Source organism: Streptococcus cameli (assembly GCF_053207365.1).
The window spans coordinates 102,877-117,707 of the sequence record NZ_JBRUIM010000002.1 but is presented as its reverse complement, the minus strand read 5'-3'; the positions used below and the strand labels follow the sequence as shown (position 1 = coordinate 117,707).

Annotated in this window: 18 protein-coding genes; 3 read left to right on the top strand and 15 right to left on the bottom strand. The window is 41.9% G+C overall.

Features of this window, described 5'->3' with window-relative positions; all coding sequences use genetic code 11:
• The first annotated feature begins 94 nt into the window (after positions 1-94).
• Entirely contained in the window at positions 95-922 is an 828-nt protein-coding gene (locus ACVR1I_RS06030) for an exodeoxyribonuclease III (protein WP_447443130.1), read from the top strand.
• Between the two features lie 54 nt (positions 923-976).
• Here ACVR1I_RS06030 and ACVR1I_RS06025 read toward each other — a convergent pair whose 3' ends face one another.
• The 7 genes from ACVR1I_RS06025 to ACVR1I_RS05995 all read right to left on the bottom strand — a co-directional run bounded on the left by ACVR1I_RS06025 (position 977) and on the right by ACVR1I_RS05995 (position 7,140).
• Positions 977-1,714, bottom strand: coding sequence for a cyclase family protein (locus tag ACVR1I_RS06025; protein ID WP_447443129.1), 738 nt, complete (start codon positions 1,712-1,714; stop codon positions 977-979).
• Positions 1,715-1,855: 141 nt separating this feature from the next.
• Positions 1,856-2,209: an arsenate reductase family protein gene (locus tag ACVR1I_RS06020; RefSeq protein WP_447443128.1), complete on the bottom strand. Its 354-nt coding sequence runs from the start codon at positions 2,207-2,209 to the stop codon at positions 1,856-1,858.
• A gap of 7 nt (positions 2,210-2,216) precedes the next feature.
• Positions 2,217-2,741: a methylated-DNA--[protein]-cysteine S-methyltransferase gene (locus ACVR1I_RS06015; protein WP_447443127.1), complete on the bottom strand. Its 525-nt coding sequence runs from the start codon at positions 2,739-2,741 to the stop codon at positions 2,217-2,219.
• The gene (locus tag ACVR1I_RS06010) at positions 2,728-3,279 is read right to left on the bottom strand and encodes a GNAT family N-acetyltransferase (protein WP_447443126.1); all 552 of its coding nucleotides are present in this window, start codon (positions 3,277-3,279) and stop codon (positions 2,728-2,730) included. The genes ACVR1I_RS06015 and ACVR1I_RS06010 overlap by 14 nt, the downstream gene beginning before the upstream one ends.
• 92 nt (positions 3,280-3,371) lie before the next feature.
• Positions 3,372-4,553 carry a phosphoglycerate dehydrogenase gene (locus ACVR1I_RS06005; protein WP_447443125.1) on the bottom strand — a complete coding sequence of 394 codons (1,182 nt, stop codon included), beginning with the start codon at positions 4,551-4,553 and terminating at the stop codon, positions 3,372-3,374.
• A gap of 18 nt (positions 4,554-4,571) precedes the next feature.
• Entirely contained in the window at positions 4,572-5,666 is a 1,095-nt protein-coding gene (gene serC / locus ACVR1I_RS06000) for a 3-phosphoserine/phosphohydroxythreonine transaminase (RefSeq protein WP_447443124.1), read from the bottom strand.
• Positions 5,667-5,805: 139 nt separating this feature from the next.
• Positions 5,806-7,140 (bottom strand): MATE family efflux transporter, encoded by a 1,335-nt coding sequence (locus ACVR1I_RS05995; protein WP_447443123.1) that lies wholly within the window; start codon positions 7,138-7,140, stop codon positions 5,806-5,808.
• A 131-nt stretch (positions 7,141-7,271) separates the two neighbouring features.
• Between ACVR1I_RS05995 and ACVR1I_RS05990 the strand changes: the two genes are divergently transcribed.
• Positions 7,272-7,901 (top strand): copper homeostasis protein CutC, encoded by a 630-nt coding sequence (locus ACVR1I_RS05990; RefSeq protein ID WP_447443122.1) that lies wholly within the window; start codon positions 7,272-7,274, stop codon positions 7,899-7,901.
• 18 nt (positions 7,902-7,919) lie between these two features.
• Here the strand turns inward: ACVR1I_RS05990 and rsmI are convergent, their stop codons facing one another.
• Genes rsmI through tmk form a run of 4 tightly spaced genes read right to left on the bottom strand, consistent with a single transcriptional unit; the run spans position 7,920 to position 10,654 of the window.
• Positions 7,920-8,798, bottom strand: coding sequence for a 16S rRNA (cytidine(1402)-2'-O)-methyltransferase (gene rsmI / locus ACVR1I_RS05985; RefSeq protein ID WP_447443260.1), 879 nt, complete (start codon positions 8,796-8,798; stop codon positions 7,920-7,922).
• Positions 8,776-9,117 (bottom strand): DNA replication initiation control protein YabA, encoded by a 342-nt coding sequence (gene yabA, locus ACVR1I_RS05980; RefSeq protein ID WP_447443121.1) that lies wholly within the window; start codon positions 9,115-9,117, stop codon positions 8,776-8,778. Before yabA ends, rsmI begins: the two co-directional genes overlap by 23 nt.
• A 17-nt stretch (positions 9,118-9,134) precedes the next feature.
• Positions 9,135-10,022 (bottom strand): DNA polymerase III subunit delta', encoded by an 888-nt coding sequence (locus tag ACVR1I_RS05975; RefSeq protein WP_447443120.1) that lies wholly within the window; start codon positions 10,020-10,022, stop codon positions 9,135-9,137.
• A complete protein-coding gene (tmk, locus tag ACVR1I_RS05970) occupies positions 10,019-10,654 on the bottom strand; it encodes a dTMP kinase (protein WP_447443119.1) in 636 nt (211 codons plus the stop codon). Before tmk ends, ACVR1I_RS05975 begins: the two co-directional genes overlap by 4 nt.
• Positions 10,655-10,781: 127 nt before the next feature.
• Between tmk and ACVR1I_RS05965 the strand changes: the two genes are divergently transcribed.
• A complete protein-coding gene (locus tag ACVR1I_RS05965; protein WP_447443118.1) occupies positions 10,782-11,648 on the top strand; it encodes a YitT family protein in 867 nt (288 codons plus the stop codon).
• 19 nt (positions 11,649-11,667) lie between these two features.
• Here the strand turns inward: ACVR1I_RS05965 and ACVR1I_RS05960 are convergent, their stop codons facing one another.
• The 4 genes from ACVR1I_RS05960 to ACVR1I_RS05945 all read right to left on the bottom strand — a co-directional run bounded on the left by ACVR1I_RS05960 (position 11,668) and on the right by ACVR1I_RS05945 (position 14,831).
• On the bottom strand, positions 11,668-12,324 hold the full coding sequence (locus ACVR1I_RS05960; protein ID WP_447443117.1) for a CBS domain-containing protein: 657 nt from the start codon (positions 12,322-12,324) through the stop codon (positions 11,668-11,670).
• A gap of 76 nt (positions 12,325-12,400) precedes the next feature.
• Positions 12,401-13,111, bottom strand: coding sequence for an ABC transporter ATP-binding protein (locus ACVR1I_RS05955; protein WP_447443116.1), 711 nt, complete (start codon positions 13,109-13,111; stop codon positions 12,401-12,403).
• On the bottom strand, positions 13,111-13,875 hold the full coding sequence (locus ACVR1I_RS05950; protein WP_447443115.1) for an ABC transporter ATP-binding protein: 765 nt from the start codon (positions 13,873-13,875) through the stop codon (positions 13,111-13,113). Before ACVR1I_RS05950 ends, ACVR1I_RS05955 begins: the two co-directional genes overlap by 1 nt.
• Positions 13,875-14,831 (bottom strand): branched-chain amino acid ABC transporter permease, encoded by a 957-nt coding sequence (locus ACVR1I_RS05945; protein WP_447443114.1) that lies wholly within the window; start codon positions 14,829-14,831, stop codon positions 13,875-13,877. Before ACVR1I_RS05945 ends, ACVR1I_RS05950 begins: the two co-directional genes overlap by 1 nt.

Below are 14,831 nucleotides of genomic sequence, written 5' to 3'. Positions count from 1 at the left end.
TTAAAAAGAGATTGTACCCAACAAGCCCCAAGGTCGCAAGGTTGGTTCTTTTTTGATACAATAGTTTAGAAAGAAAACTAGAAAGTGAAGACCTATGAAACTCATCTCTTGGAATGTTGATTCCCTAAATGCCGCCCTGACCAGTGACTCGCCACGTGCTCAATTATCACGCGCCGTGATTGAAACCATTGTCGCACACGATGCAGACGTCATTGCCATTCAAGAGACCAAGCTCTCTGCTAATGGCCCAACCAAAAAACACATTGAAGTGTTGGAAACTTATTTTCCAAACCATGCCAATACCTGGCGTTCATCGGTTGAGCCTGCCCGAAAAGGCTATGCGGGTACTATGTTCCTCTATAAAAAAGAACTAACGCCGGTGATTTCTTTTCCTGAAATTGGTGCTCCAACGACCATGGACCACGAAGGACGCATTATTACCTTAGAATTTGAAAACTTCTTTGTCACCCAAGTCTACACACCAAATGCTGGAGACGGTCTCAGACGGTTGGCAGACCGCCAAATCTGGGATGAAAAATATGCGGAATACCTAGCTAGTTTAGATGCGCAAAAACCTGTCTTAGCAACAGGAGATTACAACGTTGCCCACAAGGAAATTGACTTGGCCAATCCTGCCAGCAACCGTCAATCGCCAGGTTTTACTGATGAGGAACGACTTGGTTTTACCAATTTGTTGGCAAAAGGGTTTACAGATACCTTCCGCTACCTGCATGGTGATGTCCTAGATGCTTATACCTGGTGGGCTCAGCGCAGCAAAACCAGCAAAATCAATAACACAGGATGGAGAATTGACTATTGGTTGACTTCTGATCGCATTGCCAACCAAGTCCAAACGTCCAATATGATTGATTCAGGTCCTCGCCAAGACCATACACCAATCCTCTTAGAAATTGATATCTAAAAACAAAAAACTAGACTGAACATACATTTGCAGTCTAGTTTTTATTTTTAAATCTTATGGCAAAATAGCCACTGCTCGAACAGGTGATCCTGTTGCTTTTTCCCAATGCGGAAAGGCAATGGTAATCAAACTTCCTGTTGCCGGCACCTGATCCAAATTGGCCATAACTTCAATCTGGAAAATATCCTGTTCCAAGAGATAATATTCTTCGTGTAATATACCACCACTATTAAACATCGCTAAACCAGAATCCGTGTCCAGCGTTTCATGACCCAAGCCTTTGACCTGACGTTCGTGAATCAAAAATGCCAAGGCGTCACGGCCCCAACCTGGACTACGCTGCGCACCTCGCTCGTCCACATTGGTCATAGCCTCTTGGCTCGGCCAACGTTTGTGCCAGTCACTGCGAAAGGCTACAAAACTACCAGCTGGAATCTGACCATGTTCTGCCTCAAAATCTAGTACATCTTGCTTAGACAAGACAAAGTCAGGATTTTCAGCTACGGCAGCGCTCTTATCGATCACATAGAGTGGTAAAATGAAATCTTTTAAGGAAAACTCATCCAACCAACGGCCGCCTTCTACAAAATGGATGGGAGCGTCAATATGCGTACCATACTGGGTCACCACAGAAAATTGTTGGACATGGAAGCCATCCGCCAAGGTGAAAATATCTTTTTTCTCTAGAGGAGGAAGTGCGGGGAAGCGAGGAATGGTTTCATTGATTTGATGGGTTAAATCCACCCATTTTTTACTTTGTAAGGTTTCGTAAATATGGTGTAATTCAGACATGTTTTTCTCCTTCTTGCTTGAATATCCTTACTATATCAAATTTTGAAAGCGCTGACCAATATATAATCTTTATGGATATTATAGTTTTTTACAAAGCAACTCTTAAAAAACCTGCCCTCGTCTATAAGGCAGGTTTATTTTCTATATTCCGAGTTCTTCGTAGGGTTTACGGTAGCCGATTTGCAGAATCTTGTCCCCATCGACTAAGATCGGGCGCTTGATCAGCATCCCATCAGCTGCTAGGAGGTCTACTGCTTCATCTTCAGAAAGAGTCGGTAACTTGTCTTTAAGCCCCAAGGACTTATAAGAATTTCCGCTGGTATTAAAGAAAGACTTGAGTGGGTAGTCACCAGAAGCCAACCACTCTTTCAGTTGAGACTGACTCGGCGGATTTTCTTTAATATTGATGGTTTCTACCTCAAGACCAAGCATTTTTAATTCCGCTTTGGCCCTTTTACAAGTCGTACAGACAGGGTATTCGTAAAATGTTAGCATGATGTCCTCATTTCTTTTGTAAAATAGCAGAGCTACTAGCATATGTAGCCTGCTCATGGGTTAAGAGCCAGATTTTCTTGTCTAGGCCCCCAGCATAGCCTGTTAATTGACCAGACTGTCCAAGCACACGGTGACAGGGAACAAACAGCGTCAAGGGATTTCTTCCTACCGCTCCTCCAATGGCTTGGGCAGACCTGCATTGGAGTGCCTTCGCCAATTGGCCATAGCTCACCGTTTGCCCAAGAGGAATCCTAGACAATAAGTCCCAGACCTTGACTTGAAAGTCGGTCCCAAATGGACTAACTTTTGGCAATTCAGCCGTTTCCTTTTTAAAATAAGCCTCTAACCAGTTCACAGCCTGTCTCAGTAGCGGGTTATACCCTGGAATAAAAGAAGCCTCTTCAAAACCCTTTTCAAAGTACCTTTGGCCTATAAAATAGGCCGCACACAAAGCATTCTCATTGGCAATTAAACTCATGGCGCCGATTGGACTCTGATAGGTTATCCGATAAAAAACATCAGTCCGTTTCATACAAGTCGCCAATATTTTGCACAAGGGCCCGTTCATGTTTGGCTTTGATTTTCTGATAGGCCAGACGTTCCCCATCAATCGGAACCTTACCACAGTAGACATAACCCAACTTGGTCAAGATATGTTGCATGATGGCATTTTTCTCATGGGTATCGCAGCGAAAATCCCTGGCATTATGCCCCTCAATGAGTCCTTGCAAAAAGGTTTGGGCTACCTGTTTACCAGAATAGTCTGATGCTACTGCAATCCGATGAAAAACCGTATAACGGGGATTGTTATGAACCCACTTTCCGTCGTAAATCTTCTCATAAGCCGGATCTCCGCTATCAATTACGGCAGCATAGGCCACAATGGTACCCTCGATCAAGCCAACATACCCGTATCCCGCTAAAATGTCGTCGATCACATTATCGGCATTAGGGTAGCCATCCTCGCCCTGCCACTGATTACTGCCTGTTGCCGCTAAAAAAGCTTTAGCTTGTTCAAAAATCTCCACAATCCTCCCCACTTCATTGGGGTGCGCTAAGCGAATGTCCATCGATTTTACCTCACTCTTATCTTGTATGCTACTATCATACTATTTTTGATGCTAGGACGCAAGAAAACCCAGCTCTTGCTGGGTCAGACAGTTTATTTTTTCAACTCAATCAAGCGCACACGAATAATATTTTCGTCGGCTTCAAAAGCGGCTACCAAACTATCAATCTTTGTCTTATCACCTTCGTCCAAATCCAAAATGGTGTAGGCATAATCCCCACGTGAACGGTTAATGATATTGTCAATATTGATGTCCAAATCAGATACAGCTGTTGAAATTTTCGCCACAATGTTTGGCACGTTTTTATTGATCAGAGTAATCCGATAAGGAGCGTCTTGCATTTGGTGCATATTCGGGAAGTTAACAGAGTTGGTGATTTCCCCTGTTTCCAAAAATTGACGAATGGTCTGACTGGCCATAATGGCACAATTTAATTCAGCCTCTTCTGTTGATCCGCCAACATGTGGAAAAACTGTGATTTTTTCCTTGTTTAAGAGATCTTCTGTACCGAAGTCCGTCACATAGCGCTTCACGACATCTGCTTCGATAGCTTCAAACAAGGCATCATGATTGACCAATTCAGCCCGTGCAAAATTGACAATCGTAACCCCTTTTTTCATTTGGGCAAAAGCTTCTGCATTAAACGTATCTTTTGTATCAGGTGTCAAGGGTACGTGAACCGTAATGTAATCACAGTTTGCAAAAATCTCCTTTAAGTCATTGACCCGTTTCACATGACTGGAAATATTCCAAGCCGTTTCAATCGATACATACGGGTCGTAACCAAGAACATTCATCCCCAAACGACGTGCATCATTGGCAATACGAGCTCCAATCGCTCCAAGTCCAATAACTCCTAAGGTTTTACCAGAAATTTCCGTTCCAGCAAACTGACTTTTTCCCGCCTCAATTTGTTTTGGAACATCAGCACCTGTCAAAGTATTGGCCCAATTTGTTGCTGAAAAATAATCACGCGCAGATAATAAAATCGCTGTAATCACAGCCTCTTTAACTGCATTGGCATTGGCGCCAGGGGTATTAAAGACAACAATCCCAGCAGCAGTTGCATCTTCAATCGGAATATTGTTGGTTCCAGCTCCAGCTCGCGCAATGGCTTTTAAGTTCTCTGGAAATGCTGCACCATGAAGATTTTGACTGCGAATAATATAGGCATCTGGATTTTCAGAACGGTCCCCATCAATCTGAAAAGCATTCCCTAGTTCTGCCAAGCCAATCTTATTGATATTATTATAGGTTTTGACACTGTATACCATCTTCTTTTTCCCACTTTCCTATTTGTTTTTCGCTTCAAAAGCAGCCATAAAATCAATCAGAGCAAGCACCCCTTCTCGTGGAAATGCGTTATAAAGACTAGCACGCATACCACCAACAGAACGGTGACCTTTGATATTTTTAAAGCCAAGCGCATCCGCTTCTTTGGCAAAGGCAGCGTCCAATTCTTTACTTGGGGTTGTAAATGGAATATTGCAAAGCGAACGGTCTTTAGCCTCTTTTACTGGACTCTTATAAAAGGTTGATTTGTCAATGAAATCATAAAGCAAGCCCGATTTTTCTCGATTGAGATTTTCCATTTTCTCAACGCCGCCAATCTCATGTTTCACCCAGTCAAAAACCAGTTTTGAGATATAAATACTGTATGCTGGTGGTGTGTTGTAAAGCGATTCATTTTCAGTCTGAATGCTGTAATCCAACATTGATGACAACATCGGCACCTTGTTCAAGAAATCTTCTCTGACAATCACAATGGTGACGCCAGCAGGGCCAATATTTTTTTGAGCACCGGCATAAATCATAGCAAAATCCTCTACCTGATAACGAGCGGCTAAAATATTAGAAGACATATCTGCTACCACAGGGACACCATTGGTATCTGGAATATCGTAAATGGCTGTTCCTTCAATGGTATTATTGGTTGTGAGATGAACGTAAGCTGCTTCTGGATCAATGTCTTTCTCATCAAAAGAGGGAATATGGTCATAAACCGTCTCTTCAGATGAAGCCAGTAAGATCGGTTCAAAATCAATTGTTTTTGCTAACTTAACAGCCTCTGTATAAGCTTTTTTTCCCCAAGAGCCACCCACAAGGTAATAAGCTTTTTTCCCTTGGGCCAAGTTGAGAGGCAGCATAGTGAATTGAAGAGAGGCTCCGCCTTGTAAAAAGAGAACTTTATAATTGTCTGGAATCGCCATCAATTCACGTAGCGTCGCTTCCGCACCTTTGATAATCTGGTCAAATTCTGGAGAGCGATGCGACATTTCAAGTACCGACATTCCCGAACCTTGGTAATCCAAGAGCTCAGCTTGAGCCGTTTTTAAAACCGGCTGGGGTAAAGTCGCAGGACCTGCAGAAAAATTGTAAATTGTCATTGTTTCGCCTCCAAAATATAATACTTCAAATTATATACATTTTTCTGAATTTTGTAAAGATTTTTACGGTTTTTTCTACTGTTTTTTTCGTATTTTTATACAAAAAATCGCTTTCCGTATTTAGAAAACGATTTCCTTATTATAATTCTCTTTTTTTAATGCGCTTTACAAAAATCAACAAACTCGGTATTAGGAAAAAGAGGCTACCAATCCATGCTGCAGGGTGAGCTGCTGCCACTCCAGCAAAACCAAAATACCGACCTCCTAATACAGCGACAATAGCGCGCATCACCAATTCCCCAAAACCAGCCAGAGTTGGGACCAAACCATTTCCCAATCCTTGAATGAAGGAGCGTGAAATAAAGAGAATAGACAAACTCCAGTACATTACACCATTGATAATATAATAAACAAAGGCCAAATCTAAGACGACTTTAGATGGACTTGCAATAAATAAAGCTGAAAATTGTCGGTTGAATAGAATCAGAATAATTGCAAAGAAAATCCCCCAAACAACTGTTACTACCAAGGTATCTCTTAATCCCTCAAGCAGACGCTCAAACTTTCTTGCCCCATAATTTTGAGCTGCAAAAGTCGACATCCCAAGGCCAAGATTGACCATCGGAAGCATAGCCAATTGATCTGTTTTACTGGCAATTGATTGAGCCGCAATAGCATCTGTCCCTAGCTGGTTCAAGACGAATTGTAAGGTGATGGCTCCAATTGCAATGATGCTAGACTGAAATCCCATCGGAAAAGCAATCCGAGCATGGTCTTTTAACTCTTGTTTTTCTAAGATAAAGGCCTTCTTTTTCAACTGAAAAAACGGAAGCTTTTTCTGGCTGTATAAGAAAAGGTAGACAACCGAGAAGGCTTGCGCTAAGATCGTCGCAAAACCGGCTCCAAATACTCCCATTTTTAAATTTAAAATGAAGAAAAAATCCAAGCCAATATTAATAATACAAGCAATAATCAAGGCATATAAGGGCGTTTTCGAATCCCCCAAAGCCCGAATCGCACTTGAAAAATAATTGTACAAAACAGTAAAGACCATCCCACCAAAAATAGCCAAAAGAAACTGTGCAGAATGATCTAACAATTCTTGTGGTGTTTGCATGATTACTAGTAAGGGACGAAGAAAACTTAAGGATAAGATTGTTAAGATCAGGCTAACCAGTAATGAATAAAACAAACCATGAATAAAACTTTTCCTAATCCCCTCATGATCACCCGCACCAAAACGTTGGGAGATGAGGATAGATAAACCACTCGTTAATCCCTGTGAAAACCCAATCACTAAAAAAACAATACTGCCTGTTGCTCCTACACTGGCAAAAGCCGTTTGTCCTAAGGTGTGTCCAACAATCATGGCATCTGCAAAATTATAGGTCAACTGAAAAAAACTACCAATCAATAAGGGAATGGTAAATTGTAAAATAACCTTAATTGGCTTTCCTTGTGTTAAATCCTGCATGTCTTCTCTCCTATTTTCTGTCTTCCTATTCTACTCCGATTTCCAAGGAGAAGCAAGCCCAAACTCTTCTTTTCTGTATAAAAATGTTTTTCATGCTATACTGATAGAAAAAGGACGAAAGAGGAAATCAAATGATCAAAGAATTTTGTGCAGAAAACCTGACAGATTTACATTTACTCGATCCAAAAGAAGTCTCTCGGGTCGAACTGTGTGATAATTTAGCTGTTGGAGGAACGACGCCATCTTATGGTGTCATAAAAGAAGCAGCTAACTACCTCCATGAAAAAGGCATTCGTCTGGCAGTCATGATTCGGCCTAGAGGTGGCCATTTTGTCTACAACGATATTGAGTTACGGATCATGGAAGAAGACATCTTAAAGGCTGTCGAATTGGAAGCTGATGCCTTGGTCTTGGGCTGTTTGACAGAAGACAACCAATTGGACACCGAAGCCATTGAACAATTGCTGCCAGCTACCCAAGGGCTCCCATTGGTCTTTCACATGGCCTTTGATGCCATTCCAGTAGCAGCACAAAAAGAAGCAATCGATCAGTTAATCGAGTATGGTTTTGTGCGGATTCTCTTGCACGGCTCAAAAGAGCGCCGTGGGATTGCAGAAAACGCCGAACACATTCGAGACTTGGTAGCTTATGCTAGCAACCGCATCGAAATCATGATTGGTGGCGGTGTTACGGCTGACAACTGCCAAGAATTGAGCCAGCTAACAGGTACCTCTATCGTCCATGGCACCCAAATAAACTAAAGGAGTTTGAGCATTCGCTCAAACTCCTTCTTCTTTTTGTTCATGAAACTGATGGTAGAGTTCTTGGCGATTTAGTCCCAATTCTTTGGCGACTTTTTTGATGGCTTGGTTAGGTTTCTCACCCGTAGCAATTCTAGCTTGTACCAAATCCACAGGAGCCATCTCTTCGACAACGGCTTCGGTGTTCTCACCATCAAAACCTGACACAATCAAGAGGCATTCCCCTTTCAGTGGGTGGTCAGCCAAATAGTCCAAGACCTCTGTCACAGAACCCCGTTGGTATTCTTCATAGAGCTTGGTCAATTCCCGCACCACCACTACTTGGCGGTCACCGTACACAGACAAAAGATTCTCCAAGGTATCTGCTAGACGATAGGGAGACTCATAAAAAATCTGGGTTTCTGGATAATCCTTTTTACTGTCAAAAAACGCCTTCTGCTGGCCTTTTTTCCGGGGTAAAAATCCATAAAAAACATGGGGCTGCGGCGCTAGACCAGAAGCAATCAGAGCTGTAATACCAGCTGAAGCTCCTGGTGTTGCCACCACTGAAATCCCTGCTTCAATAGCCGCTTTTACGAGGTCATGACCTGGGTCAGAAATAGAAGGCAGACCCGCATCAGATACCTGGGCCAAGGATTGGCCAGATTTTAATAAGGTAATCAGACCAGGAATTTTCTCATAGGCATTGTGCTCATGAAAGGAAATTTGCTTGGTGGCAATCTCAAAATGTTTGAGCAACAGTCCGGTGTTACGCGTATCCTCCGCACAAATCGCATCGACTGTTTTTAGAATGTCCACCGCCCGAAAAGTCATATCTTGCAGGTTTCCAATAGGTGTTGCGACCAAATAAAGTGTTCCGTAAGTGCTCGTTCCCTTAAATGATTTTTGTATCTGCATCATACTCTCGATTCAATAGTTCATTGCAAAACATACAAGGCTCATCATCTTCTCTTCTTTGTCCATAAAAGAAGGTACAAATATGAAAGCCATCGTCATAGATATGCTCTAAATTCTCTTTTCCGACATTGGCTGACTTGCCACCATCTTTTTCTTCTCGTGCCAAACGATCTCTCAACTTTGAATTTTCCAAACGAAGAGCGGTGTTTTCATCAATCACTCCTTGTAAATGCTTTTTAATAGCCTCGACTTCTGCCAAGGTCATCAATAATTGTTGAGAAAAGCCGTCAAGGGCATCAAAAATCTCTCTCTTATCCATCTCTACCTTCTCTAGTTCTATTTTCGGAGCAAGACATATTCCAGGGCATTTTGCAGGCTCACATTGCTTTGCCACATCTGCCTTACAGTTAATAAGTCTTCTACCATTTGTCTCGTTTTCCATTGCGTCCAATCGCGGGAAACAGATACTGTCAGTAAATTTAAGAGTTGCTCTTGCTCTACCTTATCCGTCGCTAAAGCCGTTAATTGCCCGACCATCAAGTAGGCTTCCATTTGGTCCTTCTCCCAAGCCTGAATGAATTTGGGCACAAAGGAAAGACTATCTCTAAAGTGCTTATTTTTTAAGAAAAGCAGAGCTTCTTCCTTATCTGCCATCAAGTCACTCAGTAAGCGAGCTTCCGTTTTTAAGACACCTTCTTGTTCCAATTCCTCCTGGAAAATGGCTTTGTTAGCAGGAAAAGGAACAATCTGTGTCCGACTTTTAATAGTTGGCAAAACGGCCTCTTCTTGATTGGTCAGTAAAAAGAGAACAATATCGCTCTGTGGTTCTTCAATGACTTTCAATAGAGAATTGGCTGCATTGACATGCATTTTTTCAGCATCACAAATGATAAAAACCTGCTTGTCTGACTCGAAACCAGACTGTGAAAAATTCTTAATCAATTCTCGAACAGTATCTGTTTTGATCAGATTCCCTTGTGGTCGAACAATGGTCACGTCTGTGTATTCTTGATTGGCAATAAGCCGGCAATTTCGACAGGTACCACACGGTTTCCCAGCCGTTTTTTCAGTACAAAAGAGGGATTGGCTCAACCAGATGGCCATTTCAAAACTCCCAAAACTCCCTGAAAACAAATAAGCATGCGCTAAAGCCTGATCTGCTAGTACTCCCTCAAAACGAGTGTGTAATTGCGGTTGCCAGTTGCGGATTTTTTCTTCTATCATTTCGTAAATAATCGTTCTTTTATGACATGAAAGGCTGCTTCAATCACAGCTTCCAAAGGCTGACTTGCATCAATTTTTACTATACGATGGGATTGGTTTTCTAAAATTGCTAAATAGCCCTGGCGGACCCGTTGGTGCATATCTAGGGCTTCCATATCCAGACGATTGACATCACGGTCTTTATTCCGGGCAATGCGGGCCAAACCTTCTTCTGAATCCACATCAAAATAAAGCGTCAAGTCAGGTTCTAAACCATCTGTGGCATAGTGATTTAACCAATCAATAGCTGAAACATCTAACCCTCTCCCAAAACCTTGATAGGCAATAGAAGAATCAATGAAACGATCCACTAGAAGCAACTTCCCAGATGCCAAAGCTGGTAAAATCCGCTCTTTTAAATGCTGTCTTCTAGCAGCGATATACAAGAGCAATTCTGTCTTGTCATCCATCTCCGTATGGCTCGGATCTAAAATGACATGGCGGATTTGTTCTGCAATCGCAACACCACCCGGCTCACGTGTGGTCACTATGTCCATCCCAAATTCTGTTAATCTTGGCAACAAGGCTTCTAAAACAGAGGTTTTGCCTGCTCCATCTGGTCCTTCAAACGTAATAAATAGTCCCTTTTTCATCTCTCGCCTCATTCTTTCTACTTCATTTTATTCTATCAAATTTCTTTCAAAAAAGCACTTCAAATTTTCTTGCGACAATCCAGCTTTTTTGTTAGAATGAAAGACAGATTGAAAAGGAGAGTCGGGTATGCGTTTAAAAAATAGCTTATGGATTATTTTAGGAGCCGGATTGTTTTCATTCGCTCTGAATTATCTGGTCATGCCAAACGGTCTTTACGAGGGAGGAGTGACTGGTTTAACCCTCATTATTTATTACCTCTTCAATATCCAGCCCTGGATTATGAATATTGTCATCAATGTCCCCTTATTTCTAATCGGTTGGAAAATTTTAGGACGAAAAATGCTGAAATTGAGCCTACTCGGAACATTTGCTGTGACATTTTGGTTGGCCATTTTTGAGCATATTCCCTTTACACTTGATTTAAAGGGGGATCTCATTATTGTCAGTATGCTCTCTGGTCTTTTCATCGGCTCTGGACTTGGTATCATCTTTAAAGCTGGTGGTACAACAGGCGGAAGTGACATCGTGGCACGTATTGGACACCAGTACACCCCTTATAGTATCGGGAGAATCATTCTTGTTATCGATGTTTTAGTGGTCATCTTAACCATCATTGTCTCGCAAGATTTAAGAATTGTTCTTTATACCTTGCTGTCTGTTGTCATTACTTCTCGCATGATTGACTTAATTAGCGATGGAGATTATGGTAGTAAGGGAGTCATGATTATTAGTAGCAAATACAACGAAATCGCAACTGCTATTGACAGCCAGATTGAACGTGGAGTCACACTTATCAAGGCTCAGGGTTTTTATAGCAAGGCAGATACCAATATGGTGTATTCAGTAATTTACAAGAGCCAGCTACAAGAAACAAAAGAACTCATCCATAAAATCGATCCCCACGCCTTTATCACGATTACAGACGCCCATGAAGTATTGGGGGAAGGCTTTACATTAGATCAAAACAAACAACCACTAAAAAAAACAAAATGAGCTGATAACCAGCTCATTTTTATATTTTCTTTGCAACCGTTTCTTGAATCGATTCGATTTCAATCACTTGTCCACTCACTGCTTCTTTAAGTTTTACTTGGTCTACTTGTCCGTCAATCTGCACTTCGATTATAGCAAATCCAGGTTCTGAATCGATTTGGACGGTATTGGCTACATTGTATCCTAATTCAGAAATACTTGTTAAAATAGCTCCTAACTTGCCTTTCTCATCTTGTACACGGCAACGAAGTCGGACACCATTTTCGCCATAGCCTGAAACCTGTAAAAAGGCCTTAAAAACATCGCGATCAGTGATAACTCCTGACAGTTGACCGTGGTCCATGACTGGTAAAATCCCAACCTTGTTCTTGAACATGAGGTAGACTGCATCTTCCAAGCTGGCAAACTGAGATATGGTGACCACATCACGGATCATCACATCTTTGACCTTGGTCTTGTTGAGCAAATAATTCATCTCATAGATGGACAAACTCGTTGCTTTTGATGGACTTGCTTCAGCGATTGTTCCCTCTGTTACCAAACCAACCAAACGGTCATTTTCAATAACAGGTAGGCGGTGAATATCTTGTTCCCGCATCAAATCAGCTGCATGGGCAATGGTTGTGTCCGGTGATATATAAACCACTTTCCGCGTCATAAAATCTCTTACTGCCATGAAGACCTCCTCTATTGATTTCTAGTATCTATAACTATATTATACTACCATTTTTACGGATTGAATAGTCCCTTTTCTAGCCACCAAGATAGGCTTTTTGAACCTCATCTGATTGCAAGAGTTCTTGCCCAGTTCCTGATAACACGATAGAACCTGTTTCAAGGACATAGCCTCGATCTGCAATCGATAAGGCTTTTTTAGCATTTTGCTCAATCAATAAAACAGTCGTTCCTTGGCGTTGGATGTCTTGTACTATATCAAAGATTTCTTGAATAAAGATTGGGGCTAGTCCCATGGAAGGCTCATCTAGTAAGAGCAATTTAGGCTTGCTCATCAATGCCCGTCCCATAGCCAACATCTGTTGTTCGCCACCAGAAAGCGTTGCGGCATCTTGGTTTTTTCGTTCTTCTAATCGTGGAAAACGGTCAAAGACCTTACGCATATTTTTCTGGTTCTCTTCCTTGTCTTTATGTAAAAAAGCTCCCATCTCTAGATTTTCTAGGACAGTCAAGCCAGCAAAAACATGGCGTCCTTCTGGAACTTGTGACAAACCTGCTGCAACAATTTTACGGGCAGGAGCTTTATGGATATCCTGACCCAAAAACGAAATGATTCCTTGACTTGGGCGAACCAATCCTGAAATGGTCCGTAAAATTGAGGTTTTACCAGCACCATTTGCTCCAATTAATGAAACAACTTCTCCTTCGTTGACTTCAAAACTAACATTTTTTACCGCTTCAATCGCCCCATAACTAATGGAGAGATTCTCTACTTTCAACATACTCATTAGGCTTCCCCTCCCAGATAGGCTGCGATAACACGTTTATTTTGTCGGATTTCATCTGGTGTTCCATGGGCAATCAGACGGCCATATTCTAAAACGTAGATTCGCTCTGTTACTTCCATCACCAGACTCATGTCGTGTTCAATTAAGATAATGGTAATGCCAAACTCTTCTTTAATTTGACGAATCAAGGCTGTCAATTCAGCTGTTTCCTGTGGATTCATACCCGCAGCTGGTTCGTCCAAAAAGAGGATTTTAGGCTCTGTTGCTAAGGCACGAACAATTTCCAAACGGCGTTGTTGCCCATAAGGTAGATTTTTCGCCAAGGTATCTGCTTGATCTTCCAAATTGAAAATCGCCAACAATTCCAAAGCCTTTTCTCTTTGAGCTGCTTCATTTTTATAAAAAAGAGGCAGGCGCAAAAGGGAAGCTAAAAGATGCGGTTTATGCCGATTGCCAAAAGCAACCAGTACATTGTCCAAAACGGTCATATTTTTGAAAAGACGGATATTTTGGAAGGTCCGAGACAAGCCCAAAGACGCAATCTTATAGGGAGCTTTTCCGTTGAGTAAATGACCATCTAAGGTCACTGTCCCCTCGCTTGGCTCATAGACCCCAGTCAACAGGTTGAAAAGGGTCGTCTTACCCGCTCCGTTTGGACCAATCAAGCCAACCAACTCACCCTCATTCAACTCTAAGCTCACATCGCCAACCGCTGTTAAACCACCAAAGTTCTTGGTTAATTGTTTTACTTCAAGAAGTGCCATTAGTTGCTCCCCTCCTTTTTCTGTTTGTGAAACAGGCGTGAAAGATTGAGTTCCCAAGTTCCCAAGAGACCGCCTGGTCGAAAGACCATCACCAAAATCAAGGCTAGAGAATAAATAATCATCCGCAACTCCGATACATTTTGCAAGAACATATTGAGGATACCTAGCACAATGGCTGCCAAAATGGTACCAGTAATCGAGCCGAGTCCTCCCAATACTGCGATAATCAAGTATTCAATCGACCGCATGATGGTAAAATCTTTTGGCACAACTGTACCAATATAGCCTACATATAGTGATCCTGCTAGGCTTGAAATCATAGCAGCAACCACAAAGACAATCACTTTAATCTTAGTGGTATTCACTCCCATGGCTTCTGCTGCAATCTCATTTTCACGCACGGCCAGCACTTCACGCCCCATTGGACTACGTAGGAAATTCAGTACTAAAATGGTCATCAGAACGACAAAGACAAAGACAACTGTCCAATTGGTAAAGGGCAAAATCCCTGTCAAACCCGCTGCACCATTGGTGATTTCATCTGCGTTGATAATGATGATCCGAATGATTTCAGCCACCCCAAGCGTCGCAATAGCCAAATAATCTCCCTTTAGGCGAAGGGTTGGAATCCCAACGACTAAAGCAACCAGAGCTGTAATTAGAAAACCAACAAAAATGGACAAGTAAAAACCTGCATAGGTTGGATTAACCTCTGTCATGATGGCTGTTGTATAGGCACCAATTGCCATAAAACCAGCTTGACCAAGCGAGAATTGACCTGAAAAGCCAAGAATTAAATTAGTGGCAAGGGCCATTAAAATCGAAATGCCAATCCCCATCAAAATTTGTATATAGTATAGACCAAGTACACCTGAACGAATCAAACCTGACAAGATCCCAAATACGACAAGGATCAGAGCAGTCCATGCTAAAATCGGTTTTAGATTTTTTTTCAT